This window comes from Photobacterium sp. DNB23_23_1 (genome assembly GCF_052873815.1).
In genome coordinates this window covers 16,615-42,396 of record NZ_JBNNXT010000007.1, presented here as the reverse complement: position 1 = coordinate 42,396, position 25,782 = coordinate 16,615, and the positions used below count along the sequence as shown (strand labels likewise).

22 protein-coding genes and 1 pseudogene are annotated in these 25,782 nt (G+C 47.7%); 19 read left to right on the top strand and 4 right to left on the bottom strand.

What is annotated here, in order from left to right; translation table 11 throughout:
- Positions 1 to 108: 108 nt before the first annotated feature.
- A complete protein-coding gene (locus ACVA53_RS06520) occupies positions 109 to 2,142 on the bottom strand; it encodes a sensor domain-containing protein (RefSeq protein WP_446504785.1) in 2,034 nt (677 codons plus the stop codon).
- A gap of 200 nt (positions 2,143 to 2,342) precedes the next feature.
- On the opposite strand from ACVA53_RS06520, the gene ubiT reads away from it, so the two are divergent.
- From ubiT to ACVA53_RS06465, 11 genes and pseudogenes are all read left to right on the top strand, one after another.
- Complete coding sequence (gene ubiT, locus ACVA53_RS06515; RefSeq protein ID WP_255041969.1) at positions 2,343 to 2,864, top strand: ubiquinone anaerobic biosynthesis accessory factor UbiT; 522 nt, start codon at positions 2,343 to 2,345, stop codon at positions 2,862 to 2,864.
- Positions 2,854 to 3,357 (top strand): GNAT family N-acetyltransferase, encoded by a 504-nt coding sequence (locus ACVA53_RS06510; RefSeq protein ID WP_446504738.1) that lies wholly within the window; start codon positions 2,854 to 2,856, stop codon positions 3,355 to 3,357. Before ubiT ends, ACVA53_RS06510 begins: the two co-directional genes overlap by 11 nt.
- Before the next feature lie 128 nt (positions 3,358 to 3,485).
- Positions 3,486 to 3,887 carry a DNA polymerase III subunit psi gene (locus ACVA53_RS06505; protein ID WP_255041971.1) on the top strand — a complete coding sequence of 134 codons (402 nt, stop codon included), beginning with the start codon at positions 3,486 to 3,488 and terminating at the stop codon, positions 3,885 to 3,887.
- Positions 3,877 to 4,323 (top strand): ribosomal protein S18-alanine N-acetyltransferase, encoded by a 447-nt coding sequence (gene rimI / locus ACVA53_RS06500; protein WP_255041973.1) that lies wholly within the window; start codon positions 3,877 to 3,879, stop codon positions 4,321 to 4,323. Before ACVA53_RS06505 ends, rimI begins: the two co-directional genes overlap by 11 nt.
- Positions 4,324 to 4,509: 186 nt before the next feature.
- On the top strand, positions 4,510 to 6,090 hold the full coding sequence (gene prfC / locus ACVA53_RS06495; RefSeq protein ID WP_255041975.1) for a peptide chain release factor 3: 1,581 nt from the start codon (positions 4,510 to 4,512) through the stop codon (positions 6,088 to 6,090).
- A gap of 363 nt (positions 6,091 to 6,453) precedes the next feature.
- Positions 6,454 to 7,686, top strand: coding sequence for a serine/threonine protein kinase (locus ACVA53_RS06490; RefSeq protein WP_255041977.1), 1,233 nt, complete (start codon positions 6,454 to 6,456; stop codon positions 7,684 to 7,686).
- A gap of 282 nt (positions 7,687 to 7,968) precedes the next feature.
- Positions 7,969 to 8,871, top strand: a complete 903-nt coding sequence (locus ACVA53_RS06485; protein WP_255041978.1) for a helix-turn-helix domain-containing protein — start codon at positions 7,969 to 7,971, stop codon at positions 8,869 to 8,871.
- 367 nt (positions 8,872 to 9,238) lie between these two features.
- Positions 9,239 to 10,459 (top strand): arginine deiminase, encoded by a 1,221-nt coding sequence (arcA, locus tag ACVA53_RS06480; protein ID WP_255041979.1) that lies wholly within the window; start codon positions 9,239 to 9,241, stop codon positions 10,457 to 10,459.
- Between the two features lie 58 nt (positions 10,460 to 10,517).
- Complete coding sequence (gene arcC / locus ACVA53_RS06475) at positions 10,518 to 11,429, top strand: carbamate kinase (RefSeq protein ID WP_255041980.1); 912 nt, start codon at positions 10,518 to 10,520, stop codon at positions 11,427 to 11,429.
- Between the two features lie 122 nt (positions 11,430 to 11,551).
- Positions 11,552 to 12,556 carry an ornithine carbamoyltransferase gene (gene argF / locus ACVA53_RS06470; RefSeq protein WP_446504737.1) on the top strand — a complete coding sequence of 335 codons (1,005 nt, stop codon included), beginning with the start codon at positions 11,552 to 11,554 and terminating at the stop codon, positions 12,554 to 12,556.
- A 536-nt stretch (positions 12,557 to 13,092) separates the two neighbouring features.
- Positions 13,093 to 13,551 (top strand): annotated as a pseudogene (locus tag ACVA53_RS06465) (GNAT family N-acetyltransferase); the annotation flags it as partial.
- 143 nt (positions 13,552 to 13,694) lie between these two features.
- Here the strand turns inward: ACVA53_RS06465 and ACVA53_RS06460 are convergent.
- The 3 genes from ACVA53_RS06460 to ACVA53_RS06450 are packed head-to-tail and all read right to left on the bottom strand — an operon-like array spanning position 13,695 to position 16,265.
- Positions 13,695 to 15,161: a sodium:solute symporter family protein gene (locus tag ACVA53_RS06460; protein WP_446504736.1), complete on the bottom strand. Its 1,467-nt coding sequence runs from the start codon at positions 15,159 to 15,161 to the stop codon at positions 13,695 to 13,697.
- Positions 15,162 to 15,177: 16 nt separating this feature from the next.
- Positions 15,178 to 16,116 (bottom strand): DMT family transporter, encoded by a 939-nt coding sequence (locus ACVA53_RS06455; RefSeq protein WP_446504735.1) that lies wholly within the window; start codon positions 16,114 to 16,116, stop codon positions 15,178 to 15,180.
- A 2-nt stretch (positions 16,117 to 16,118) separates the two neighbouring features.
- Entirely contained in the window at positions 16,119 to 16,265 is a 147-nt protein-coding gene (locus ACVA53_RS06450; RefSeq protein ID WP_255041987.1) for a hypothetical protein, read from the bottom strand.
- A 373-nt stretch (positions 16,266 to 16,638) separates the two neighbouring features.
- Here ACVA53_RS06450 and glgX point away from each other — a divergent pair, with 373 nt between their 5' ends.
- The 8 genes from glgX to ACVA53_RS06410 all read left to right on the top strand — a co-directional run bounded on the left by glgX (position 16,639) and on the right by ACVA53_RS06410 (position 25,697).
- Positions 16,639 to 18,774, top strand: coding sequence for a glycogen debranching protein GlgX (gene glgX / locus ACVA53_RS06445; protein ID WP_446504734.1), 2,136 nt, complete (start codon positions 16,639 to 16,641; stop codon positions 18,772 to 18,774).
- A 2-nt stretch (positions 18,775 to 18,776) separates the two neighbouring features.
- Positions 18,777 to 18,959 carry a hypothetical protein gene (locus ACVA53_RS06440; protein ID WP_255041990.1) on the top strand — a complete coding sequence of 61 codons (183 nt, stop codon included), beginning with the start codon at positions 18,777 to 18,779 and terminating at the stop codon, positions 18,957 to 18,959.
- A complete protein-coding gene (locus ACVA53_RS06435; protein ID WP_446504733.1) occupies positions 18,949 to 19,743 on the top strand; it encodes a TatD family hydrolase in 795 nt (264 codons plus the stop codon). Before ACVA53_RS06440 ends, ACVA53_RS06435 begins: the two co-directional genes overlap by 11 nt.
- Before the next feature lie 205 nt (positions 19,744 to 19,948).
- Positions 19,949 to 21,208, top strand: a complete 1,260-nt coding sequence (locus ACVA53_RS06430) for a NupC/NupG family nucleoside CNT transporter (RefSeq protein WP_446504732.1) — start codon at positions 19,949 to 19,951, stop codon at positions 21,206 to 21,208.
- Between the two features lie 358 nt (positions 21,209 to 21,566).
- Positions 21,567 to 21,737: a XapX domain-containing protein gene (locus ACVA53_RS06425; protein WP_255044663.1), complete on the top strand. Its 171-nt coding sequence runs from the start codon at positions 21,567 to 21,569 to the stop codon at positions 21,735 to 21,737.
- Between the two features lie 431 nt (positions 21,738 to 22,168).
- Positions 22,169 to 22,942 (top strand): deoxyribose-phosphate aldolase, encoded by a 774-nt coding sequence (gene deoC, locus ACVA53_RS06420; RefSeq protein WP_255044664.1) that lies wholly within the window; start codon positions 22,169 to 22,171, stop codon positions 22,940 to 22,942.
- Between the two features lie 192 nt (positions 22,943 to 23,134).
- Positions 23,135 to 24,466, top strand: a complete 1,332-nt coding sequence (gene deoA / locus ACVA53_RS06415; protein ID WP_446504731.1) for a thymidine phosphorylase — start codon at positions 23,135 to 23,137, stop codon at positions 24,464 to 24,466.
- Between the two features lie 10 nt (positions 24,467 to 24,476).
- Positions 24,477 to 25,697: a phosphopentomutase gene (locus ACVA53_RS06410; RefSeq protein WP_255044666.1), complete on the top strand. Its 1,221-nt coding sequence runs from the start codon at positions 24,477 to 24,479 to the stop codon at positions 25,695 to 25,697.
- Positions 25,698 to 25,782: the final 85 nt, after the last annotated feature.

Below are 25,782 nucleotides of genomic sequence, written 5' to 3'. Positions count from 1 at the left end.
TAGGGGGCAGGCTGCCACCGTGTTTTGATATCAGGCAGGTTTTGTTGATTTAGGACAACTTATTTTCCACTTTTGTTTAACTCAATAACCATTATTGGTTGCTGCTGTCTAATGGTGATTGTGCTTGTGCAGCGTCGCTTCCAGTTCGTTTCTCGGTAGCGGTTTGTAGAAGTGGAAGCCCTGGATCGCATTGCAGTCGAGGTTGGACAGCAGAGTCGCTTGCTGGCGAGTTTCGACGCCCTCGGCCACCACGCTCATGTTGAGAGACTTACCGAGGTTGATGATGTTTTCGATCAATGTCAGCTGTTTGGGCACATCTTCGATATCTTTGATAAAGGCGCGGTCTATCTTTAGTTCGTCCAATGGGAAACGGGCGAGGTAGGACAGGGACGAGTAACCGGTACCGAAATCATCGATAGAGAGTGAGAATCCCAGTTTCTTGATCGCGTTGAGCATTTGGATCGTGTGTTCGCCATCGCTCATTACGGCGCTCTCGGTGAGCTCGAACGTGATGTCATTGGGGTTGACTCCGGTCGCCTTGCGCAGCTTGTCGACAAATTGGATCAGATTGGGGTTGCCGAACTGCTGCGGTGACAGGTTAATGGCGACCTTGCCGGGTAGCAGACCTTGGGTTTTCCAGTAGCGGACGGTGGTAAAGACTTCGCGCATGACGACCTGGCCTAACTGCTCAATCAGCCCTGAGCGCTCGGCGACGGGGATAAACTGTGCCGGGCTGATATAGCCTTCAACCGGGTGCTTCCAGCGCACCAGTGCCTCGGCACCGTTAATCGAGAAGTCACGGGCATGTACTTTCGGTTGGTACCACACTTCTAGGCCATTATTTTGCAGGGCTTTCTGCAGTTCGATTTCCAGCCAGAGTTGCATCCTGGCTTCTTTGTTCATCTCCTCGCTGAACTTGACAGCCCGGTTGCGGCCGCGGTTTTTGGCCTCGTACATGGCCGTATCGGCATTTTGCAGCAGGATACGGGCATCATTACCGTCCCCCGGGTATTGCACCATGCCAAGAGAGCAGGCTAAGTGTTTGCTGAAATGATGCAGGTCGAAAGGTTGGTTGATCAGGGCGATGACCTGATCGGCTGTCAAGCTTCCTTGTTGCTCATGTTCAGGATTTGGCAGCAAGATGGTGAATTCATCCCCGCTGAGGTGGCCGATAATGGCATCGTCGGGCAATAGTCGCTTGAGCCGCTGTGAGATTTCCTGCAGCACTTGATCACCAATATGGTGCCCAAGTGAGTCATTGATACTTTTGAAGTTATCGATGTCGAGGTACAGCATCACCAACGGGGTCTTCTGGTGGATCAATTGCTCTAGTTGACGGCTGAATCCATGGCGGTTCAGTAGCCCGGTCAGCGGATCGGTATGGATAGAAGGAGTGCCCTTGTCTTGTTTGGCGCCCGCAGGGCTGTATGGTTGCAGGAGCACCAGCTGTGCTGACGTTCCTAGTACCTCGACGGTTGATGTAGAAAGCTGCAGTGCCTGCTGTTGCGGGCAGTGGCGGCTGGTCTGGCAAAGCCAGGCCTCTCCGTGCTGGAGTGAAGCCAACTGCGTGCGGGTAACGGGTTGCTGCTGATTATCAACGACCAGTTTGCTGAACGTCTTACCCTTAAGATCATTGGGGTGTTCGAAGCCAAAAAGCAAGGCCGCTTTGTTATTGGCAGAGACAACTGTGTCGCCTTCAACGATGCAGCTCCCGTCATTCATTAGCTGGTTGAGGCTCTGCAGATGCTTTTCATGTTCTTGGATAGCATTGATCAGGATTTGGCGTTCTGACGTGTCGACGCAATGCAGCACGATATGGTTTATCTTGCCATCATCACAACGCAGCGGTGTTAGGCTGAAGTGCATACTGGTATCGTGGTGGTTGTCATCAAGGATGACTTCACTCTCCAGCGTTTCGCCATTTAATGCCCGATCATAAAAAGGGCGCATTGAGTGGTAGAATGTCTTGCCAAGTATATCGGTATCGCCGAGTCCGATGAGATCGTCACGGCTAAGGCCGCTAAGCTCGCAGTAGCGGTTGTTTACCATCAAATATTTATGCTGGTGATCCAGTACTGCAAACAGGAATGGGCTGTGATCAGTGAGAAGGGGAAACCAATGGTTCAGTTGCTCTGTCAGCATGATCTTGGGACATTCTTCCATAGTTTCTGCCAACTAGCGAGGTGGCAGGTGGGTTTGCAACCACTATATCTAGGTCATTGTCACAATACCAAGTTTTACCCAATCAAAGCTGTATTTTTTGACTCAAGGCATAAAAACACTGCCATATATTGCCATACAATCACTAGAGATATGCGACCGACTACAGGAAAAATTATTCAGTGATTGCTCAACTTAGAAAACAATTGGTTCAAAATGGCCCGGCGCTATTGCGTGTTCCTGTCAAACTGGCTCCTTTTCCGCTGCAGAAAAAAGTGATGCTGGATGGATTGGCCATGGTATTCAAAGAAGCACTGGAAGATGGTGATTTTGAGTTTCTTGAAGATCGCTGGCTAAAAGTCGAAGTACGCGATTTGGATCTGCGCTGGTACATCAGCTACCAGAATGAGCAATTGGTGGTGGCTGAACATGTCGATCAGGAAGATGTCAGTTTTAGTGGCGAATGTAATGATCTGGTATTAATTGCTGCTCGCAAAGAAGATCCTGATACACTGTTCTTCCAGCGTCGCCTTCGTATCGAAGGTGACACCGAGCTGGGACTGGAAGTGAAGAACCTGATGGATAGCATCGATCTGGACTCGCTACCGGCACCGGCGAAATTTGTACTGCACCAGTCAGCTGACTTTATCCATAAAGGCATGCAGTCGGCGGCTGGGCAAGAAGAGGTCATGAATGCTCATTAGATCTGAGGCTCCGGCCGATATTATGCCGATCGATTCCCTGCTTAAGTCTGTATTTGAGACCGAGGCTGAAGCAGCGTTAGTGATGCGGTTGCGTGAAAACGGCAAGCGTACCTTATCACTGGTGGCGTGCAATGATGACGGTGAGCTCGTCGGCTATATGTGTTTCAGCCCAGTGATGCTCGACGGTGAAGATCATCACTGGCAGGGTTTGGCTCCGATGGCTATCAAGCCGGAATACCAGCGGCAGGGGATTGGTCAGGCAATGATCGAAGAAGCCAAGCAAACCCTGGCAGAGCTGGGATACCCAGTGATCGTAGTGCTGGGTCACCCTGACTATTACCCGAAGGCGGGCTTCGCCCCGGCAGCGTCTAAAGGTATTCAATGCCCTTGGCCTGTACCAGAAGAGGTGTTCATGGTATTGGAAGCTGTACCCGGTGCGATGGATGGTAAGACAGGCATGATCAGTTACAGTGAAGAGTTCAACGCGCTGTAGGCTGCCATTGAGTCTTCGTTTCATTAAAATACCACCGCAAGGTGGTATTTTTTTATATTTGAGTGGCCTCGAATGCAGCGGGATCTGATAGTATTCCGGGCCAAAGTGAACATCATCAAGGTGAGTGGATGAAACAGCGTGATTTACAGCTGATGAAGGCGATCGGACTAACCTATTGGCAGATCCGTAAACCGGGCTTTTTTCCCGAGCAAGAGCAGCCGATGATTGATTTGCCGGACACTTGCCAGCTGTTGTTTGTCTGTGACGAAGAGTTGGACGAGCATGACCGTTGGCTGTTTGGTCGGATCCTCGGCAGTATGAAGCTGACACCGGAGCAAGCATTGTGTATTCCCGCCGCAGCTGTTGAGCAAGTCCGTGAACACCACCTCAAATGGTGTTGGGTGGCTGGTTGTGAAGCGGCCCATCCGGCAGGTTGCCAGCGACTGACATCATCCTCACTGAAATCGATGCATACCAATCCCGGCGCGAAAAAAGCGCTGTGGCAACAGATTTGTTCTTATGACGCATAATATTGTTTTACTAGAGCCACATCACCTGGATGATGTTTGGCGTATCGAGCAAGCCGCTCACATGTACCCTTGGGCGGAGTCGATGATCCGCAAAGCGCCAAATAAGATCGCCGCCAATTATGTGCTGGAGATCGATGGCCAGCTAGCGGGCTATTGCTTTGGTCAATTGGTAGCTGGTGAGGCTACCCTGCTCAATATTGCTATCGACCCCGTTTTTCAGGGAAAGGGCTACGGCAAGTTATTACTGGAAGGTTTTCTATCGCAACTTGAACAGTTGAACGCGCAAGATGTATGGCTCGAAGTCAGGGCAAGCAATCAGCGTGCTTATCAGTTGTATGAATCCTTGGGCTTCAATGAGATAAACCGCCGTGAAGGCTATTATCCGTCACCGGATGGTCGCGAAGATGCATTAATCATGACTTACATGATGATGTAGCTGGTGTCGAAGTGTCGTTTGCACTGCCATCAACCGTGTTAGCACTGTCTCTTTGGCTGGAGTTTGCGTATAATTCCGCCATCTTTGGGTCTAGCACCCTAAAAATACATTGGAACCTGCCGCTGCATTGTACGTGCGGTCGTCGCGGGTTCAATCAGAGAAATCTCTCACAGGATTATCAACGTTATGTCTTTTCTATCTGAAGTGAACAAACGTCGTACGTTTGCCATCATTTCTCACCCGGATGCGGGTAAAACAACCATTACCGAAAAAGTTCTGCTATTCGGAAACGCTATCCAGAAAGCTGGTACGGTTAAAGGCCGTGGCTCAAACCAGCATGCTAAGTCTGACTGGATGGAGATGGAAAAAGAACGTGGTATCTCGGTGACCACGTCGGTGATGCAGTTCCCATACAATGACTGTTTGGTTAACCTGCTGGATACCCCGGGACACGAAGATTTCTCGGAAGATACCTACCGTACTCTTACCGCGGTTGACTCATGCCTGATGGTTATCGATGCCGCGAAAGGTGTCGAGGATCGTACCCGTAAGTTGATGGAAGTTACCCGTCTGCGTGATACGCCAATCGTCACTTTCATGAACAAATTGGACCGTGATGTTCGTGATCCAATGGAAGTGCTTGATGAAGTTGAAAGCGAGCTTGGTATGGCTTGTTCGCCAATTTCATGGCCGATTGGTTGCGGTAAAGAATTCAAGGGTGTTTACCATATCCACCGTGATGAAACGATCCTGTATGAATCTGGCCATGGCCATGAAATTCAGGAAGTGCGTATTATCAAAGGTCTTGATAACCCAGAGCTGGATGTGGCTGTGGGTGAAGATCTTGCTGCAAGTGTTCGTGATGAACTTGAGCTTGTGATCGGTGCATGTCCTGAGTTTGATCATGATCTTTTCCTTGCTGGTGAGCTGACGCCTGTTTATTTCGGTACGGCACTGGGTAACTTCGGTGTCGACCACATGCTTGATGGTCTAACGAAATGGGCACCAGCGCCGCAAACGCGTCAAGCCAACGAGCGTGATGTTGAAGCAGCGGAAGAGAAATTCTCTGGTTTCGTATTCAAGATCCAAGCAAACATGGATCCTAAGCACCGTGACCGTATTGCGTTTATGCGTATCGTATCGGGTACTTACAGCCAGGGCATGAAAATGAATCATGTCCGTACCGGTAAAAATGTGAGTATTTCCGACGCCGTGACCTTTATGGCAGGTGATCGTGCCCGCGCCGAGAAAGCGTATGCGGGTGACATTATCGGTTTGCATAACCACGGTACGATTCAGATCGGTGATACTTTCACCCAGGGCGAGAACCTGAAGTTTGCAGGTATTCCAAACTTTGCGCCGGAATTGTTCCGTCGTATCCGCCTGAAAGATCCACTTAAGCAGAAGCAGTTGCTAAAAGGTCTGGTACAGCTGTCGGAAGAGGGCGCGGTGCAGGTTTTCCGTCCGCTGCAGAACAACGACCTGATCGTTGGTGCGGTCGGTGTGCTTCAGTTTGACGTGGTGGTTGCCCGCCTGAAAGCCGAGTACAACGTTGAAGCTATCTATGAAGGCGTTAACGTGGCAACGGCCCGCTGGGTAGAATGTGGCGACAGCAAGAAGCTGGAAGAATTCAAGCGCAAGAGCCAGTCAAACCTAGCGTTGGATGGCGGTGATAACCTGTCTTACATCGCGCCGACCATGGTTAACCTGAATCTAGCGAAAGAGCGTTTCCCTGATATTGATTTCCGTGCGACCCGCGAGCACTAATTGCCCGCAAGCCGCTAGCATCATGTTCTAGATCGAAGCCGTCACATTGTGGCGGCTTTTTGTTAAATACGACTGACTAATCCTTCATATTGAAACAAGCATGAATCAGCCATTTGTCGGCATTAATTGGCTATATTTCTTCACGTTAAGGCGGCATATTATAACCATTGAAGAGCAATATTATTTAAGCTCGTCAAACATGAAAATAAAAAATCATTCTATATGTAGGTATTAATTATCTATTTATTATAAGAAATATTATTGAATAATAAATATACCTTAAAGATCACTTTTACGTTTATATAACGATGGTTATTTTAATACCTATTAACCGTTCATACTAATTCTCCTGGAGATAATGTAATGAGTGTTTCCAATGATCTATATCCAAATGCCTCTACGCCACTTGAAAGAAAAGAAAGTGGGGTTCCCTATGTTCGTCCCGGCCTTCATGTTGAATCTTATAATGACTTCGATCCCCTTCGGCATGTGATTGTGGGCATTGCTGATAACCAGCATATCCCTGAAGCTTGCCCGGCAAGTAATGAAAAGATCCCCGCAGATTCACCGATGCGTGGAGGAAAAGCCGGGCGTCGGACGCAAGAGTCTATTGATCGCGCCAATGAATGTTTAAACGGCTTTGCTAAGCAATTAGAAGATCGGGGTATTATTGTTGACCGCCCAGGAGCGGTTGATTGGCATCAGCGTATTACTACTCCAGATTTTACGATTAGCTCTGGTTTTGGTGTTATGCCTCCGCGAGATTGTTTGCTGACCATGGGAAAAAGTATCCTCATGGCACCGATGAGTTTCCGTAGCCGTTATTTTGAGTATCTCGCTTATGTTGATTTACTTCGTGAGTATTTTGAATCTGATCCTGAATGCTTAATTGAACAAGCACCACGCCCTCGCTTATCTGATGATAGTTTCAGGATGGACTATGTTGCTGCCTATGAGCACCTTTCTGATGAAGAAACGATGGCGCGTTCGTTGCGAAAAGAATATTCAACCAAAGAAACTGATATTCTATTCGATGCTGCGGATGTAATGCGTTTGGGTAAAGATATCTTCGTGCAGCATGGACTGACAACGAATCTGGCCGGTATTCGCTGGATTAAGCGTAAGTATGAGCCTCAGGGTTTCCGTGTTCATACTTTAAGTTTTGAAGACAACCACCCAATCCATATCGACGCAACATTCTGTCCGCTTCGTCCGGGGCTCATGTTATTGAACCCACATCGTCCGTTATTCAAAGGCCAGCGTGAAATATTTGAAAAGAACGACTGGCAAATTGTTGAAGCGGTTAATCCGGCCTGGGATAATCCACCACCGCTGTGTTACTCAAGCACTTGGCTATCAATGAACACGTTGATCCTTGACCATAAAACAGTGTGCGTCGAAGCATCGGAAAAAGCCCAGCAAGAGCAGTTTGACAAACTTGGTTTTGAGGTCATTCCTGTTGATTTGCGTGATGCTTATGCGTTTGGTGGTGGTTTACATTGCGCAACGGCAGATGTATGGCGTGAAGGCCAGTGTGAAGATTACTTCCCGAATCAATTTTCTGGGGCACATGATATTAGTCACTGGGAATACTAACCCATAATAAACGTCTCCTTGGGATTATTCAACGGGGTGGAATAATCCAAATATCGATAGAGTCCGGTCGCGTTATTGCTTCCGGACTTTTGGTGTTTATTTCAAGCTGATAATTATCGCTGTACCAAGCATCTTGATATTACTTGTCTATATACTCACTTTGTGCGATGTCACATTTGTTTTATATTGAACTTGTTTGTTATCACACTTGTTTGTTTTAGTGTTAGTACTTTGGGACATAAGCCGACAAAATAGCGGAAAATCAGATTAGAGGTAGATTATATGTGTCAGCGTGTTATAGCGAATACACCGAAGTTTCTGCTGTTTGATTTACAGTCGGCACTGGAAACAAAGCATCTACTTTTTTGTGCCGATTATGTGCTAGTTTGGCCACGAAATAGCGGATGCACACTGTATCTCGGCACCTCGAGTCATAATATTGCCCCTGGCCAGCTTGCTTTGCTTGCACCATTTTCCCCTCATCGCTTTGAGTTTGAGTCGACGAATAAGGGCGGGGTTGAAACGCAATGTGATGTACTGCATTTTCGCCTTAATGCGCTGGGGCAGACTTTCATCGATAGTGTGCAATTTAGCGCGATCAAGCAGATGCTTGACAAAGCCCGTAGTGGTTATTTGTTTGATGTGGCTGCAGATTCAAATGTTAATAAGTATCTTCAAGTTATCAATAATTCTTATGATTTTTCGCAGGTACTAAACTTACTCCATTTGCTGGAGGTGCTCTCGACACAAACGAGAAATTGCCTAACTGATTGTGATTATGATGTGGTTGACAGCCAGCGGATAGAAAATAAAGTGCGGATTGTATTGAAGTACATTGAAGAAAACTTAGGTGAACCGCTCTCTGTGACAATGGTCGCGAACCAACTCCATATGGCTGATAGTACTTTTTCTCGTTTCTTTCATGCCAACTTAGGGGTGACTTTTCGCCAGTATCTTATTGAGCAACGGGTTCGCCAAGCCGTACGTTATTTGATTACCACCGATTGGACGATTGCGCAGATCGGCGCAGAGGTCGGGTTTTCATCTCTGTCTAATTTTAATGCGAAGTTTAAGAATATAATTCGAGTTACCCCGAGAGAGTACCGAGCAAGCCACCTCAATAAGCAGCATTATCATGCTAATTATCGCAGTGTGGTAGGACAGTTGCAAAACCAACTAGTCTGAAAGTTATCACTCTATTAATCTTTTATTTATCAGATGGTTGATGGATAAAGTTTGGCGAAAGCATAAAACAGTCATTTATTAGCATTAAATGACTGTTTTTATTCATGCCATGGCGCCTATTATATAAAGGCGAGAGGGAGAGTGAGTTTTCTGTATGAAAATTAATATTAATGAATGAGTTTGTTCTCATCGATTATATTATGGCTTTCTACTTTTTATATCTATTTTCACATGTTGCTATATTAAAGTATAGGTGGGGTGTGGCTGTTTTCTATTGGGAAATTAACGGTTTATCTATCAGAGATAGCAATATATCAAATATATAGCTAACGATATTACGTTGGTAAAAAAACAGGGAGATATGGTCATGAATAAACTTTATGTCGGATCTGAAGTCGGGCAACTGCGGCGGGTTATTATTCACCGCCCTGAGCGAGCGTTAACTCACCTAACCCCATCAAACTGCCATGAATTATTATTTGATGATGTGCTCGCTGTTAAACGTGCTGGTGAAGAGCATGACATTTTTGCCAATACGCTTCGCGAGCAAGGAGTTGAAGTCTTACTGCTGCATGATTTGTTATCTGAAACCCTTTCTGTTCCAGAAGCGAGAGAATGGTTACTCACTTCACAAATATCTGATTTCCGTCTGGGAGGCGTGCTTGCCAATGATGTCCGGTGCTTTTTAGCCGATCTGCCCAATCAAGAACTTGCTTCAATTTTACTTGGTGGCCTTAGTTATGGCGAGCTGCCTGTTCAATCATCTTCGATGATGCAGGGAGTGCACGAGCGTACAGATTTTGTTATCGAACCGCTGCCCAACCACCTGTTTACACGCGATACTTCTTGCTGGATCTATGGTGGTGTCTCAATCAATCCAATGGCGAAACCTGCTCGTCAGCGTGAAACGAACCACCTTCGAGCAATCTATCGTTGGCACCCTTCTTTTGCTGGGCAAGGTTTTATTAAATATTTTGGTGACGAAGAGCGCAATTACGAGAACTCTACAATCGAAGGTGGCGATGTACTGGTGATTGGCAGAGGGGCGGTGCTTATCGGTATGTCCGAACGTACAACTCCGCAGGGGGTAGAACAGTTAGCATCTAGCTTGTTTAAGCGTGATGAAGTGAATCAAATTATTGCTATGCAGCTTCCTAAGCACCGCTCTTGTATGCACTTAGATACGGTCATGACACACATGCGGGAAGATACTTTTTCCGTTTACCCAGAAGTTGTACGCAAAGACGTTCAATGTTGGCGTTTGACTGGGGATGAGTCTGGCCAGGTCGATGTAAAAGAAGCCGGATATTTTGTCACTGCAATCGAAGAAGCTCTAGATGTAGGCCCGCTGAACCTTATCACGACAGGCGGCGATAGTTTTGAATCTGAGCGTGAGCAGTGGAACGATGCGAATAATGTTTTAACCGTTAAGCCAGGTGTGGTGATTGGTTATGAGCGCAATGTCTACACCAATGAGAAATACGATAAAGCTGGGATAACGGTGCTTCCCATTCCTGGGAACGAACTCGGTCGTGGTCGAGGTGGTGCTCGCTGCATGAGTTGCCCAATTGAACGAGATGGTATCTAAGTCAGTCAAGCTTTGAATAGCCACGACTATCCGTAATAAACAAGAAAGAGACGATCCTATGACCAAACAAACAGTTGTTGTTGCTCTCGGTGGTAATGCCTTATTGCGTCGCGGTGAACCATTAGAGGCAGATATTCAACGCCAAAATATTGCGACCGCAGCAAAAACCATTGCTGACATTGCACAAGAGTACAATGTCATATTAGTGCACGGAAACGGTCCGCAAGTTGGTCTGCTGGCGCTGCAGGGGATGGAATATAAAGAAGTCAGCCCTTATCCACTTGATGTGCTGGGTTCAGAAACTCAGGGCATGATCGGTTATCTATTAATGCAAGAACTTAAAAATCTTCTGCCAGATCAGAAAGTTTGTTGCATGCTAACGCAAATGCGGGTTGATCCTGACGATCCTGCTTTTGCTGAGCCCACGAAACCTATCGGCCCTGTATACAGCGAGGCTGAAGCCTGCGAGTTAGCGGAAAAATACCATTGGACAGTGAAATCAGATGGCCAGTATTACCGCCGTGTCGTACCAAGCCCCAAGCCTGCCGGTATCATTGAAGATGAGACAATTTTAACCCTTGTCAAACAGCAGCACTTGGTGATCTGTACTGGAGGGGGCGGGATTCCGGTGAAAACAGAAAACGGCAAACTGGTAGGTGTAGAGGCCGTTATTGATAAAGATATGTCTGCAGCATTTCTTGCAAAACAGCTTAATGCCGATATGTTGCTAATTCTTACCGATGCAGAGGCTGTGTATCTAGACTGGGGGAAAACGAGCCAAAAAGCATTGCGAAGCACCACTCCGAGAGAATTAGCACAATACGTTTTTGATGCCGGCTCTATGGGGCCCAAAATTGATGCCTCTTGTGAATTTATCAATCAAGGCGGCAAGCTGGTGGGTATCGGTTCACTGGGGGCTGGGTTGCAGATCTTATCTGGGGAGGCTGGTACGTCGATTATTGCCGATTAGTAAGGAAGCAATATAAGAATGGTCAAACCATAAGTCACTTACATGAGGGGCGACGCTCGTAGTGTTATAGCGGTAACGATGCATCGGCCAGAACAATACAGATTCTTTAGAGGGAATAAAATATGGCTTTTAATCTTCGAAACCGCAACTTGTTAAAACTACTGGACTTCACTCCGCGTGAAATTCAACACTTGTTAGATCTCTCAGCCGAGCTTAAGAAGGCGAAATACGGCGGCTACGAGCAGCCGCGTCTGACGGGCAAAAACATCGCACTGATTTTTGAAAAAAGCTCAACTCGTACCCGGTGTGCATTTGAAGTGGCCGCCTTTGATCAAGGAGCTAAAGTGACATACTTAGGCCCATCGGGCTCACAAATTGGCCATAAAGAGTCAATGAAAGATACCGCGCGTGTATTGGGCCGTATGTACGATGGTATCGAGTACCGAGGCTTCGGTCAGGACACGGTTGAAGTGCTTGGTTCATATGCGGGTGTTCCTGTATGGAACGGTTTGACGGATGAGTTTCATCCTACTCAAATTCTGGCTGATTTTCTGACAATGCAAGAGCATGGGCAGGGCAAACAATTGCACGAAATGACATTGGCCTATCTTGGTGATGCCCGTAATAATATGGGGAACTCACTGATGGTTGGTGCGGCAAAAATGGGGATGGACATCCGTCTGGTTGCGCCCCAAGCACACTGGCCAGAAGCAGAACTCGTGGCGCAATGCCAAGCTATTGCCGACGAAACGGGAGCTAATATCACCTTGACTGACAATGTTGAGGAGGGGGTCCACGGTTGTGATTTTTTATATACCGATGTTTGGGTCTCAATGGGTGAATCTAAGCAAGCATGGGATGAGCGGGTCGAGATTATGATGCCCTATCAAGTTAATATGGAAATGCTCAAAATGACATGTAATCCCAATGTAAAGTTTATGCATTGTCTACCTGCGTTCCATAATGATGAGACAACGGTGGGGGCCGATATTGCTGAGAAATATAATATGAAAGGCCTAGAAGTGACGGAAGATGTATTTGAATCAGGCCATTCGATTGTATTTGATGAGGCTGAAAATAGAATGCACACAATCAAAGCCGTTATGGTAGCTACCTTAGGGCAGTAATATATTTTTTACCATCATCTCAATTATTCTTATGGATCCATTAAAGACGCATTCAGATTCAATTTTTATGGGTCTGAATGTCGGTCTACTTATAAAAATAAACTTTATATTTTAATATATTGTTTGTTTTTGGCTCACGTAAAATAGAATTAAAGCGTATCTTGCGTTATGTAAATAACATTCAGTTGAGTGAATAAATTAAGCAGGTATTGGCATAATTATGGCAGCTTTTCGCTAGTAGTTACCTCCCAACATTTCTAATATAAAGTCATCATTACATGAGTATCCCGGGACTCTTCTTTATCGTAATGACGTAGCTAAATTTATTTTTAGAGGATGAGATCATGAAAAAGACGGCGACCAGTCCCTGGAATAATAACAAGTCACATTTTCTTGCTATAACCGGTATCAGTGAGCTGCGATTTATACGGCGAGCAACAACGACAATGGCATCACCGGTGAAGCCGCCCCCCATAGTTACGTCCCCACCGAATGCCGATGGCTGCAATATAGCTGCTGAAAAGAGTGACGCTGATATTGTTGTTAGAACGGCATCTCTTGCCGATCTTGAGGCGATTGAGTGCATGGTACAGTACTGGGCTGAATTAGGTGAAAATTTACCTCGCGAACAAGATGAGATAGTCAGGGACATTGATTGCTTTGTGGTTTTTGAATCGCAGGGGATAGTAACTGGGTGTGCTTCATTACACGCGTATGATTCATGTTTAGCGGAAATTCGGTCGCTGGGCATTTACCCTGGCGCTCAAGGGCAAGGCCAAGGGACGGCATTGGTGGAACATTTGGTCGAGAAGGCGAGACAAATGGCCATTCAAAAAGTATTCGTACTTACTCGAGTTCCAGCGTTTTTTCAGAAACAAGGCTTTATGCTAACGTCACGCGCGCTATTGCCTGAAAAGATCATGAAAGACTGCCAAGGGTGTCCGCGAGAGCATGAATGCGATGAAGTGGCGTTGGAAGTGTGCTTTGAGCAATAGCTGCTGGGTGTTTCAATGCCCAGCAGGGGATCTCTTCCCCCTTTCATTGACATGGCAGGTTATGTCAATGAAAGGAGATATTAAGAACAGTGAACTCAGCTGGAATTACAGCTTTATGTTGTATGCGGATACCTGTCAATTATCTAACGTGAAACTATGTTGTGCTCTACATGGTTATGGCGGTTCTGAAAGGCTTTTGCAGTAACATAATAGGATATACAAGCAAGCATTGACGCGTATATTGGCGCTTCGACCCAGCCGAGGTCAAAATAAAGGAAGAATGTACACCCGGTCATAAAGCCGATCACGATCGAGACTAATGCCGCATAGATGTTGGCAGGGATAAAATGAGCCAGTAGTGTCGGAGCAACCAAAGCCGCCATTAGGGTACCAGAGCCTAAAATAGCGAGCATCGATAACATAAAAGGCGGAGCGTATAACATTAGCGTGAAACCCGCAGCTCCTAATATCCATACCGCAAAGCGGTTGAGGTATAGCAAAGAGCGGTCTGAAAGTTTGCAGTTAGGCCAGATAGCTTGGCGTAGGTCATGGGACACTGACCCTGCGATAGAGTGCAAAACTGAGTTAGTGGTTGATTTCATCGCAAAGAGAATAAACAACGTCACCACGGCAGATACCGTTGGTGACAAAAAGGTGGTTAAAAATGTTGGCATCGCTTGATCGGGGTTTTCAAGTCCTGGGACTTTTACCCTGACATAAAGTCCAGCGATAGGCACTAGGCTTAGCAAGCAAGCCATCGGCGTCATATAGGCGGCGATATGGTGCAATTTGGTTTTTGATGACAGGGCCATAAACCGAACAGACATGTAAGGCAAGGTGGTGCTGTAAATAAACGCATAGGGTAGCACTAGCAACACATGCCATGCCGACGCGCCATATGGACCCGAATTGCTCGGGGCTAACAGTTCGGGATCGATCGCATCAAGACTCGCTAATAGTTCCGCTATCGGTAAATCTGAGAAAATCGTCCAGATAATAACCAATGCCGAAATACACATTCCTACTACCATAAAGGCATCAGTCAATGCGACGGCAGCAAGCCCTCCGATTGATGTATAAACCACAATTATCGCTAACATTAATAGCGAAGCGGCATGGTTATCGACACCAAGCCAAGGACCGGCCAGTAACCCTAGTGCTTTTATTTGACCAACCAAAAATACCAAAAGTAAAACAATGGTGATTACCGCCACGAAGGCTTGGGTTAACCGCTTAGCGGTGTCTGGGCCTTCATGACTGTTGGCAATGTATTCTGGTAAGGTTAAGCTTCCTATCTTATTGGCTTTGGTGTGAAGAAATCGGGCGCAAAATAACACCGCAAAGATCATGGCTGGGGCAAAAAAGAAATTACCAAGTAGCTCAATTGCGCCGTATTTATAGGCAACGCCAGGTGAGCCCATAAACCCCCACCCCGAAAAACCGGTCGCGACAATGGTTGCTCCGCCAATGAACGGACCTAGGCTGTTAGCGGCTAATAAAAAGCCGCCTTCCCCCTTGCTTGAGTGTACAATACGGTTGCTGTATAGCGCTAAGGCTATCATGATGATCACAGTGGCAATGAGTAGCGCCCAGTTTAATGAGATGGCCATCATGACCTCCTAGTCGTTATTGGCTGATAGCTTTGGCTTGTTTGGCACTATTGTGCTTCTTGGTCATCGTTAAGACGATTTCGCCCATCCCCCCTCCGATAACAAGGAGCCCCCCTAAGGTTTGCAGTGCGGTGAGTGATTCGCCAAACATGCTGATACCGATACCTGCACCCACCACTGTTTCGAGATAAGAGACACAGGCAAGCTCTGCCGCTTTAAGGTGCTTAGCGGCAATCGTTAGCAGTGACAGGGCGCCAAAACCAATGAAAAACCCCATAGAAATTAACCAAACCCAAGAGCTTAGATCCATCTCAGCCAGTGACGGTGGATTAACCGTAAAGCACAAGGCAATGGCGATAGCACCAAACAAGAAATTAAAAAATGAGCGGGAGTCAGAGCTGACATCGGTACGGTAGCGACTAAAGAATAAATACAGCCCGTAGCCAACACCGGATGCCAAACCTAACATATCACCGAGGAAGTTTTCCTTGGAAAAAGAAAGTGACATGGATAAGCCATTTGTAGCGTCATAATTTATGATACCAATAATGAATAAACACCCGATAAAAACAGCCGTGAGTAAGCCGGCGGTTAACTTTGATATCTTTTCCTTCAAGAATATCGCAGCCAAAATGGTTGAGAAGACTGGGCCGGTATAGATAAGAAATACGGCATTAGCCAGTGTTGTATGTTGTGTTGATGAGACATAGGCGGCTAAACAAAGCCCTAAACAGACTCCGCTAGCAACAACGGAAGGGGTTAATTTTGTCGACTTAATGAGCATTGTTTTGCCCTGATTAAACATCAGGACAAAGACACAAATGGCGCCAACAGTCATTCGAGTAAAGGCGATGACATCACCGCTGGTATTGATGTTACGGGCGAACAATCCGACACAGCCCATTAGCGCTGCCGATACAATCATGGTGCTGTAGCCTAGTGTTTTTGTATTCATGACTAACCTCGTTGATCGTTATTGTTTGATGAGTCATAGAGCATTCCTCCGCCCGTTATTTGCTGATAGCCAAAAATACTGGCAACAATCATCCATAACAGTAGGTTGGCAATAATAAACGCGTCGATAGACCAGTATCCGGTAAGCATTTTCTATCCTTATGCAAGATATGGTTTAAAGTGGAATGAACTCGACCATGCTTAATTCATTGAGGTAGTGTCGACTATATCTTATAGGTCTCACCTTTCAGGAACCCTGACGCATGTACCGTTTTTTACTCAATGAAGGTCAGCGATAAAGAGCCGTTTGTTGGTGTTTATTTTGAATGACCGTGATTATGATAACTAGTCAAAAGCTGCTAACAACTTGCTGAATACTGCTGATATTTTTGAATATTAACTTCGTGTTGAGGCGGTAATTACCGCTCACCAGTCGGCGTTTTGTGATGTTAACCAGATCTTAGTGCTAGTGGGTGTACTATTCTGGATATGAGTGTTAGTGCAAAGCAAAAAGGATGATGGCATGAACAGGGTCGAAGAGTTCGGGATCTCGCTAAGTACCGCGTTGGCGGCGGATAATCAGATTTATACCTTACCCGGCGAGGCATTTCCGCTTGGCTCATCAGTACGTGAGGGGGGGGTTAACTTCAGTGTTTATTCCAAAGATGCTACCCGGGTGACCTTGCACCTGTTTGCCAGTGCCGATGCTGCGGGACCTTTTCGTTCCTTTGAGCTGAGCCCTGCCCTGCATAAGCGTGGTCATTATTGGTTTATCTTTGTGGGCAATATCGGCCATGGTCAGTACTACGGCTTTCAGGTAGATGGCCCATGGCTACCTGAGCGTGGACTGCGTTTCGACTGCGAGAAAGTGTTAATTGACCCCTATAGTCAGGCGATAGGCTTCGGTCGCAACTACAGCCGCCAGCGAGCTATCGGGTCGGGCGATAACATGGATGCCTGTATGAAGAGTATTGTGGTCGATCACAGTGACTTCGACTGGCAAGATGATGTCGCACCTCGCCACTCTCTAACCGATACCATCATCTATGAAATGCATGTTGCTGGATTTACCCGCCATCCTTCTTCCGGTGTGGTGCAGGCCAAGCAAGGTACCTTCTCTGGGGTCATCGAGAAAATTCCGTATTTGAAATCGCTCGGGGTGACGGCCGTTGAGTTGATGCCGGTTCAGCAGTTTGATGTCGATGATGCACCTGAAGGGCGTGATAACTACTGGGGTTATAGCCCGATAAACTTCTTTGCTGTCCATGCTGACTACAGCGTCGAGAAAGCCCCCCTTAGTGCAATCGATGAATTCAAGACCTTGGTGCGTGAGTTGCATAAAGCCGATATTGAGGTGATCCTCGATGTGGTATTCAACCATACCTCGGAAGGGGATGAGCATGGGCCGACATTTTGCTTCAAAGGGCTGCAAAATGGCGCTTATTATTTGCTGGACAAGGAAACGGGTCATTACGGTAACTACAGTGGCTGTGGCAATACATGCAACGCCAACCATAGCGTCCTGCGCCGGATGATCATCGATGCACTGCATTATTGGGTGACTGAGATGCACGTTGACGGGTTCCGTTTTGACTTGGCTTCGGTATTGGCTCGCGACAGTCAGGGTTCACCGATGAAAGAACCGCCGCTGCTGTGGTCGATCGACTCCGATCCGATTTTGTGTAGTACCAAGATCATCGCCGAGGCTTGGGATGCGGCTGGGTTGTATCAGGTGGGGTCGTTTATCGGTGATCGTTGGAACGAGTGGAACGGTAAGTTCCGTGATGATGTCAGGGCGTTTTGGCGAGGTGATACCGGTTATGCTAGCCGGTTTGCTTCAAGGATCCTGGGCTCACCGGACATGTACTGTAGCCGCCACCACTCACCGCATCGGTCGGTCAACTTTATCTGTGCTCATGATGGCTTTACCCTCAATGATTTGGTGAGTTACAGCGAGAAACACAATGAAGCTAACGGCGAGGGTAACCGTGACGGTGACAACCATAATGTGTCAAGTAACTACGGGGTCGAAGGGCCAACCGATATCGCTGAAATAGAGTTGCTGCGTCATAGGCAGTGCAAGAACATGCTAGCCACATTGTTCTTGGCGCTAGGTACGCCGATGCTTAATATGGGCGACGAAGTCCGCCGAACCCAACAGGGCAACAATAATGCCTATTGTCAAGACAATGAACTTAGCTGGTTTGATTGGCGTTTGGTCGATACCCACAGTGACTTGCTACGCTTTGTCACCTTGCTCAGCCAACTGCGGACCGCCGAGCCAACCATTGACTGGAACATGCATATGTCGCTCAACTCGGTATTGGAGGATGTCGGGATCCGTTGGCACGGGATCCAGCCTGATCAGCCGGACTGGTCGGAAAGTTCCCATTCTATTGCGCTGACGGTGTATCACCCGATCACTCAAGACGAACTCTACGTGGTGTGCAATGCTTTTTGGGATCCCCTCGAGTTTACCCTGCCGGATCGCCACTGCAGCGATTGGCACTTGGTGATCAATACCGCCAAGCCATCCCCCCATGATATTTACTCCATTGATGAGGCACCGCTTTACACCCGCGATACCATTTTGGCGACTGGGCGTAGTATGATCGTCATGGTAGCCAAGGCCATCAAGGCCACAAAACAGGATAGATAGGCATGATGTCGTTGATCAAGCGTGGGGTAGCGGCCTATGACCGCTGGTGTGAAAAAATGGGGCTAGTGCCCGAGAACCGTCGTTGCTGCGCACCGGTCCGCTATGACAGTGACGACTCGCGCCATCCCGCGAATAGAGGCAAACAGGAGGGCGGTACAGTAAAGGTCAAACCTGATGCTGATTGATAGCCATTGCCACTTCGATTTTGCGCCGTTTTGTGATGATCCCGAGTACTACTTGGCACTATCGCATCAGGCCGGAGTTGGGAAAATCGTCATCCCGGCGGTTGGCCAGCGAAACTGGCAAGCAGTGCGTGATCTGTCAGCCCGTTTTCCCCAGCTTTACTTTGGTTTAGGGTTGCATCCTTTTTTCAGTGTCGAGCATGATGTTAGTACCTTGATTCAATTGGAATATGAGCTTGCGTCGGAGGCCGAACAACGAGAAAAAAAACAATCACACTGCGTTGCTGTCGGGGAATGTGGACTAGACTTTGCCATTGTGAATGCCGACCGGGATCAACAGATTTCGTTATTGGCAGCCCAGTTACAGTTGGCTAACCGCTTTGAATTACCGGTCATACTCCATTGCCGCAAGGCTTTTCCCGAATTGCTTCGGGTTTTGAGGCAAAATATGCCTATTGCTGGTGGGGTGTACCATGGATTTAGTGGCAGCCATCAACAAGCGGTGCAGCTTATTGATCTAGGTATCAAAATTGGGGTCGGTGGAACGATTACATATCGCCGAGCCAATAAGACTCGAAATACAATAGCCGCACTGCCATTGGATGCACTTCTGCTTGAAACAGATGCACCCGATATGCCAGTAGCTGGGTTTCAAGGGGAGCCAAACCGGCCCGATCGGTTGGTGAAGGTGCTGGGTGAACTGGCAGCAATCCGAACGGAAAGCGAACAGGAAATTAAGCAGGCAACTAGCTTAACCACTGCTGAACTTTTCCGTATTCCAATGTGAAGCGCTGTCACAAATTAAACGTTTGCGTGAATCGTTTGCGCGAAACCGTGACGTAGCTCACATTTAGGATTGAACTTTCACTCTCTTTCCTTGCAAACTGTGATGTCGGCGTTATTTTATCCGCCGCTGCATGAGTATAATGCGCCGGACTCTTAATGAGCCGAATTGTCGAGACGCCAACTTAACTAAAGGGAAGCCATAAACTATGAGCATGTTTATGAGCCTGGTTGGGATGGTCGTACTGCTAGGTCTTGCAGTACTTCTATCTGATAACCGTAAAGCTATTAATCTACGTACAGTGGGTGGCGCATTTGCCATTCAATTTTGTTTAGGTGCATTTGTTCTTTATGTACCTGTTGGCCGTGACGTACTGTATGGTATGTCTACAGCCGTTGCCAACGTTATCGCTTATGGTAACGACGGTATTAACTTCCTATTCGGTGGCCTGACTTCAGACAAAATGTTTGAAGTGTTCGGCGGTGGCGGCTTCGTGTTTGCCCTGCGCGTACTACCAGTAATCGTTTTCTTCTCTGCACTGATCAGCGTACTTTACTACCTGGGCATCATGCAGGTTGTGATCAACATCCTAGGTGGTGGTCTACAGAAAGCACTGGGTACATCTCGCGCCGAATCCATGTCTGCAACAGCTAACATCTTCGTTGGTCAAACGGAAGCACCTTTGGTGATCCGCCCGTTCGTACCAAAAATGACTCAGTCTGAGCTGTTTGCGGTTATGTGTGGTGGTCTGGCGTCTGTAGCGGGTGGTGTACTTGCTGGTTATGCCTCTATGGGTGTACCTCTAGAGTACCTAATCGCCGCTTCATTCATGGCAGCTCCTGGTGGTCTTCTATTTGCTAAGATCATCAAACCTGAAACTGAAGAAGCTGTTGAGCAGCTAGCAAGCGATGCTAATGACGCTGACGACAAGCCAGCGAACGTTATCGACGCAGCAGCAGCGGGTGCTTCTTCTGGTATGCAGCTTGCGCTAAACGTTGGTGCAATGCTTCTTGCGTTCATCGGTCTGATTGCGCTAATCAACGGTATGCTAGGTGGTATCGGTGGCTGGTTCGGTATGCCACAGCTGACACTAGAGCTTATCCTTGGTTATGTTTTCTCTCCTCTTGCATTCCTAATCGGTGTGCCATGGGAAGAAGCAACGATTGCCGGTTCATTCATCGGTCAGAAGCTGGTAGTTAACGAATTCGTTGCTTACCTGAACTTTGCCCCATACCTAGCGGAAGGTGCTGAGGTTGTTCTTTCTGATAAGACGAAAGCTATCATCTCGTTCGCACTATGTGGTTTCGCTAACCTGTCTTCAGTAGCTATCCTACTGGGCGGTCTAGGTGGTCTGGCTCCAAGCCGTCGCCACGACATCGCACGCTTCGGTATGAAAGCGGTAGCAGCAGGTACGCTTTCTAACCTGATGTCTGCAACAATTGCGGGTCTGTTCATCACTCTGGCTTAATGACAGATTGCGAATAACCTGATAAAACGCCGCGGTCCTCCGCGGCGTTTTTGTTTTTCGGGCTAGAGGCTAGAGGTATAGCAAAGAGCTGAAGCAATAGCTTGACAGGGTTTAGCCTTCACAAAATTCGCCCATCGCCCATCGCCCATCGCCCATCGCCCATCGCCCATCGCCCATCGCCCATCGCCCATCGCCCATCGCCTTTCAACACATATAGTAAACATCCTCGCTATCGTTTCTATTTGATGCCATAAAATCGATTGCGCTCCGGTTTCTAGCAAACCTCTTTGCTACCATTACTTTCATAGCGGGGCAGACTACACTTTCCTTTGTGCTGTAACAGACAGAGAAATTGATTATGAGTGAAGTACTGCTAGCGCTGGTAGCCGGGTTTATTGTTGGCATATTGTTTTCTGCGATTAAACTGCCGATACCGGCTCCGCCGGTGCTCTCGGGGGTAATGGGAATTGTGGGTGTCTATGGTGGCGGGGTGGCCTACCAGTGGATAGTCGAACGATTCTTTACCTGACGAAATCTGTTCGTTGGGTAAACACATTGTCCACGCTGGGAAACGTATATTTCGTGGTGGCAACAAGGTCTGCTTGGTATTATAGGGCAGCACCATCACAAACTGATTTTCGCTACTCTGGTCAATACCTTCATGGTGTTACCTATCGCTAGGCAAGGCCGGGGTAGCGTATTTGCTGGGAAGTGTTTATTGTCACTTCCCACGCGGTGAAAAGGATATCAATCAGGGAAATGCGAGTGCATTGTTTACCTGAGTCTTCAAGGAGTCAAGTCCGTAACCCCGTCGACTGATGGCTGGTTGTCGGGATACTGTTCGCGCTGCGAACCGTTTAGCGGTGGCGCAATGAATACCGTCAGGCGCATCTATTGCTAGGCAAGATCATTGCTTGGCAGGAAATAGCTTGGTAGAAACTAATTGGACTGGAGATAGTCATGAGCGAATTGAAAGCGGCTGCACTACGTGCACTTAAACTAATGGATCTTACCACTCTGAACGACGACGACACCGATGCAAAAGTGATCGAGTTGTGTAAGAACGCAAAGAGCCCGGTAGGCAACACAGCGGCCGTATGTATTTACCCACGTTTTATCCCAGTTGCTAAGAAGCAGCTTCGTGAGCAGGGTACACCTGAAGTACGTATTGCAACAGTTACTAACTTCCCGCACGGTAACGACGATATCGACATCGCAGTTGCAGAAACCAAAGCGGCTGTAGCTTACGGTGCTGATGAAGTAGACGTAGTATTCCCATACCGCGCACTGATGGCTGGCAACGAAGACGTTGGTTTTGAGCTGGTTAAGCAGTGTAAAGCTGCGTGTGGCGACATCATGCTGAAAGTGATCATCGAAACCGGTGAGCTGAAAACAGAAGAGCTAATCAAGAAAGCGTCTGAACTTTCAATCAAAGCCGGTGCTGACTTCATCAAGACGTCTACCGGTAAAGTACCTGTGAATGCCACCCCGGAATACGCTGAAATCATGCTTAACGTGATCAAAGATATGGGCGTAGCGAAAACCGTCGGTTTCAAACCTGCCGGTGGTGTTCGCACAGCAGAAGACGCACAGCAATACCTAGCGATGGCTGATCGTATCCTAGGTGCTGAGTGGGCTGACAACATGCACTACCGTTTTGGTGCTTCAAGCCTATTGGCTAACCTTCTGAACACGCTTGGCGAAGGCGAAAAAGCAGCTGAAGGCGGCTACTAATCTATTCCAGTAAGGTGGCATTTTTGCCACCTTACTATTAGGTCTCCTGACCGACTTATCCGTGATGTTTTACTGTTTGGTTTTTACTTTGTTCTGTGTTCGGAATAAGGGCGGCCTGCCTATACCTGAGAATCATTGTTTATAAAGTAAAACGTCATAGACCCTACATAAAAAACATGATTGGGGAATACCATGTATTTACCACAAGAAATTATCCGTAAAAAACGTGACAACATTGAACTAACTGCTGACGAAATTAACTTCTTCATTCAGGGTATTGCCAAAGATACCGTATCAGAAGGCCAAATTGCAGCATTCGCCATGGCGATTTATTTCAACGACATGACCATGGATGAGCGTGTGGCACTGACTTGTGCGATGCGTGACTCAGGCATGGTTATCGACTGGAGCCACATGAACTTCGATGGCCCGATTGTCGACAAGCACTCGACGGGTGGTGTTGGTGATGTGACCTCATTAATGCTTGGCCCTATGGTGGCAGCATGTGGTGGTTATGTACCGATGATTTCTGGCCGTGGCTTGGGCCACACAGGTGGTACACTGGACAAGCTGGAATCTATTCCCGGCTACAACATTACCCCGAGCAACGACGTATTCGGTCAAGTGACCAAAGAGGCTGGCGTGGCAATTATCGGCCAAACTGGCGATCTTGCACCGGCTGATAAGCGTGTCTACGCTACCCGTGATGTAACGGCAACAGTCGACAATATCTCTCTGATCACAGCTTCTATTTTGTCGAAGAAGCTTGCTGCAGGCCTTGGTTCGCTAGTCATGGACGTGAAAGTCGGCTCTGGTGCCTTCATGCCAACTTATGAAGCGTCTGAAGAGCTGGCAAAATCTATCGTCGCGGTCGCCAATGGTGCGGGTACCAAAACCACGGCACTGCTGACAGACATGAATCAGGTGCTGGCGTCGACTGCTGGTAATGCACTCGAAGTTCGTGAAGCCGTGCAATTCCTAACCGGTGAGTACCGTAACCCTCGCTTATTTGAAGTCACCATGGCATTGTGTGCTGAAATGTTGGTAAACAGTGGTTTAGCAACAGATGTCGAGCAGGCACGCGAGAAGCTTCAGGCGGTTCTGGATAACGGTAAAGCGGCTGCGTGTTTTGGTAAAATGGTTGCTGGGCTAGGTGGCCCGGTTGACTTCATGACCCATTACGACAACTACTTGGATACAGCCGAGTTGGTGAAACCGGTATACGCAGAAACCGCAGGTTATGCCTTTGCTATGGATACCCGTGCACTGGGTATGGCGGTAGTGGGGATGGGCGGTGGACGTCGTGTTGCTGCTGATACTATCGACTACGCTGTGGGCCTGAGTGATATGATCTGTTTGGGTGATGAAGCCAATGCCGAGAAGCCGCTGGCAGTGATCCACGCTCGTAGCGAAGCGCAGTGGGAAGAAGCCGCCAAAGCGGTACGTGCCGCGATTACTATTTCTGATCAGAAACCAGAGCCGACACCAGTTGTTTACCGTCGTGTCCGCCCTGAAGATGTGTAATGGAGTCATCATGAAACGTTCTATTATTCTTGTTCTAGATTCATTTGGGATTGGCGCAACTGAAGATGCCGTTAAGTTCGGTGATGTAGGTGCCAACACAATGGGCCATATTGCCAAAGTCTGTGCCCGCGGCGAAGCGGATAACGGCCAGCGCAGCGGTAAGCTTGACCTGCCAAACCTAAACAAGCTTGGGTTAGGTAAGGCGTGTGAAGAGTCTTCTGGTTACTTCCCTGAAGGCCTGGATCCCGACGCCGAAATTACCGGTGCGTATGCTCATGCTGCCGAGTTGTCTTCAGGTAAAGATACCCCATCTGGTCACTGGGAAATTGCCGGTGTCCCTGTTCTGTTTGACTGGGGCTACTTTACCGACAAAGAAAACAGCTTCCCGAAAGAGTTGACCGATCGCATCCTTGCACGCGCTGGCTTGTCGGGTTACTTGGGTAACTGCCATGCATCAGGTACTCAGGTACTGGATGACTTGGGTGAAGAGCACATGAAAACCGGTATGCCGATTTTCTACACCTCGGCGGATTCGGTATTCCAGATCGCTTGTCATGAAGAAACCTACGGTCTAGATCGTTTGCTAGAACTTTGCCAAATCGTGCGTGAAGAGTTGGCTGACTACAACATCGGCCGTGTGATCGCTCGTCCGTTCATTGGCCCAGGTAAAGGTCAGTTTGAGCGTACCGGTAACCGCCGTGATCTGTCGGTTGAGCCACCTGCAGCGACTGTGCTGCAGAAGCTAGTCGATGAGAAAAACGGTGATGTGATCTCTATCGGTAAGATCTCTGATATCTACGCTGGCTGTGGCATCACTCAAAAAGTGAAAGCAACAGGTATCCCTGCACTGTTTGAAGCGACGCTAGAGCAAATCAAACAAGCGGGTGACAACACCATCGTATTTACCAACTTTGTTGATTTTGATTCGGCCTACGGTCACCGCCGTGATGTTGCCGGTTACGCTGCAGCACTTGAGTACTTCGACAAGCGCTTGCCTGAAATCATTGAACTGCTTCAGGAAGACGATGTCTTGATCCTGACGGCCGACCACGGTTGTGATCCAACCTGGCCTGGTACCGACCATACTCGCGAGCATATCCCGGTATTGGTTTCTGGTCCTAAAATCGCAGCAGGCTCACTGGGTCGCCGCGAGACTTTTGCCGATATTGGCCAAAGCTTGGCGGAGTACTTCGGTACGTCTGATATGGAATACGGTAAATCATTCTTGTAGCAAGCTAAGGCAGGTAAAGCCTGCCCAAAAAGACGATTTTTTTTACTGTTTCGGTCTATATTTGTCCTAGATCGAAACAGTGTTT

Bases quoted from the DNA above. Each gene is read 5' to 3' on its own strand.
- ACVA53_RS06520 (WP_446504785.1), bottom strand. From the start codon at position 2,142: ATGCTGACAGAGCAACTGAACCATTGGTTTCCCCTTCTCACTGATCAC.
- ACVA53_RS06510 (WP_446504738.1), top strand. From the start codon at position 2,854: ATGCTCATTAGATCTGAGGCTCCGGCCGATATTATGCCGATCGATTCC.
- ACVA53_RS06505 (WP_255041971.1), top strand. From the start codon at position 3,486: ATGAAACAGCGTGATTTACAGCTGATGAAGGCGATCGGACTAACCTAT.
- rimI (WP_255041973.1), top strand. From the start codon at position 3,877: ATGACGCATAATATTGTTTTACTAGAGCCACATCACCTGGATGATGTT.
- prfC (WP_255041975.1), top strand. From the start codon at position 4,510: ATGTCTTTTCTATCTGAAGTGAACAAACGTCGTACGTTTGCCATCATT.
- ACVA53_RS06490 (WP_255041977.1), top strand. From the start codon at position 6,454: ATGAGTGTTTCCAATGATCTATATCCAAATGCCTCTACGCCACTTGAA.
- ACVA53_RS06485 (WP_255041978.1), top strand. From the start codon at position 7,969: ATGTGTCAGCGTGTTATAGCGAATACACCGAAGTTTCTGCTGTTTGAT.
- arcA (WP_255041979.1), top strand. From the start codon at position 9,239: ATGAATAAACTTTATGTCGGATCTGAAGTCGGGCAACTGCGGCGGGTT.
- arcC (WP_255041980.1), top strand. From the start codon at position 10,518: ATGACCAAACAAACAGTTGTTGTTGCTCTCGGTGGTAATGCCTTATTG.
- argF (WP_446504737.1), top strand. From the start codon at position 11,552: ATGGCTTTTAATCTTCGAAACCGCAACTTGTTAAAACTACTGGACTTC.
- ACVA53_RS06460 (WP_446504736.1), bottom strand. From the start codon at position 15,161: ATGGCCATCTCATTAAACTGGGCGCTACTCATTGCCACTGTGATCATC.
- ACVA53_RS06455 (WP_446504735.1), bottom strand. From the start codon at position 16,116: ATGAATACAAAAACACTAGGCTACAGCACCATGATTGTATCGGCAGCG.
- ACVA53_RS06450 (WP_255041987.1), bottom strand. From the start codon at position 16,265: ATGCTTACCGGATACTGGTCTATCGACGCGTTTATTATTGCCAACCTA.
- glgX (WP_446504734.1), top strand. From the start codon at position 16,639: ATGAACAGGGTCGAAGAGTTCGGGATCTCGCTAAGTACCGCGTTGGCG.
- ACVA53_RS06440 (WP_255041990.1), top strand. From the start codon at position 18,777: ATGATGTCGTTGATCAAGCGTGGGGTAGCGGCCTATGACCGCTGGTGT.
- ACVA53_RS06435 (WP_446504733.1), top strand. From the start codon at position 18,949: ATGCTGATTGATAGCCATTGCCACTTCGATTTTGCGCCGTTTTGTGAT.
- ACVA53_RS06430 (WP_446504732.1), top strand. From the start codon at position 19,949: ATGAGCATGTTTATGAGCCTGGTTGGGATGGTCGTACTGCTAGGTCTT.
- ACVA53_RS06425 (WP_255044663.1), top strand. From the start codon at position 21,567: ATGAGTGAAGTACTGCTAGCGCTGGTAGCCGGGTTTATTGTTGGCATA.
- deoC (WP_255044664.1), top strand. From the start codon at position 22,169: ATGAGCGAATTGAAAGCGGCTGCACTACGTGCACTTAAACTAATGGAT.
- deoA (WP_446504731.1), top strand. From the start codon at position 23,135: ATGTATTTACCACAAGAAATTATCCGTAAAAAACGTGACAACATTGAA.
- ACVA53_RS06410 (WP_255044666.1), top strand. From the start codon at position 24,477: ATGAAACGTTCTATTATTCTTGTTCTAGATTCATTTGGGATTGGCGCA.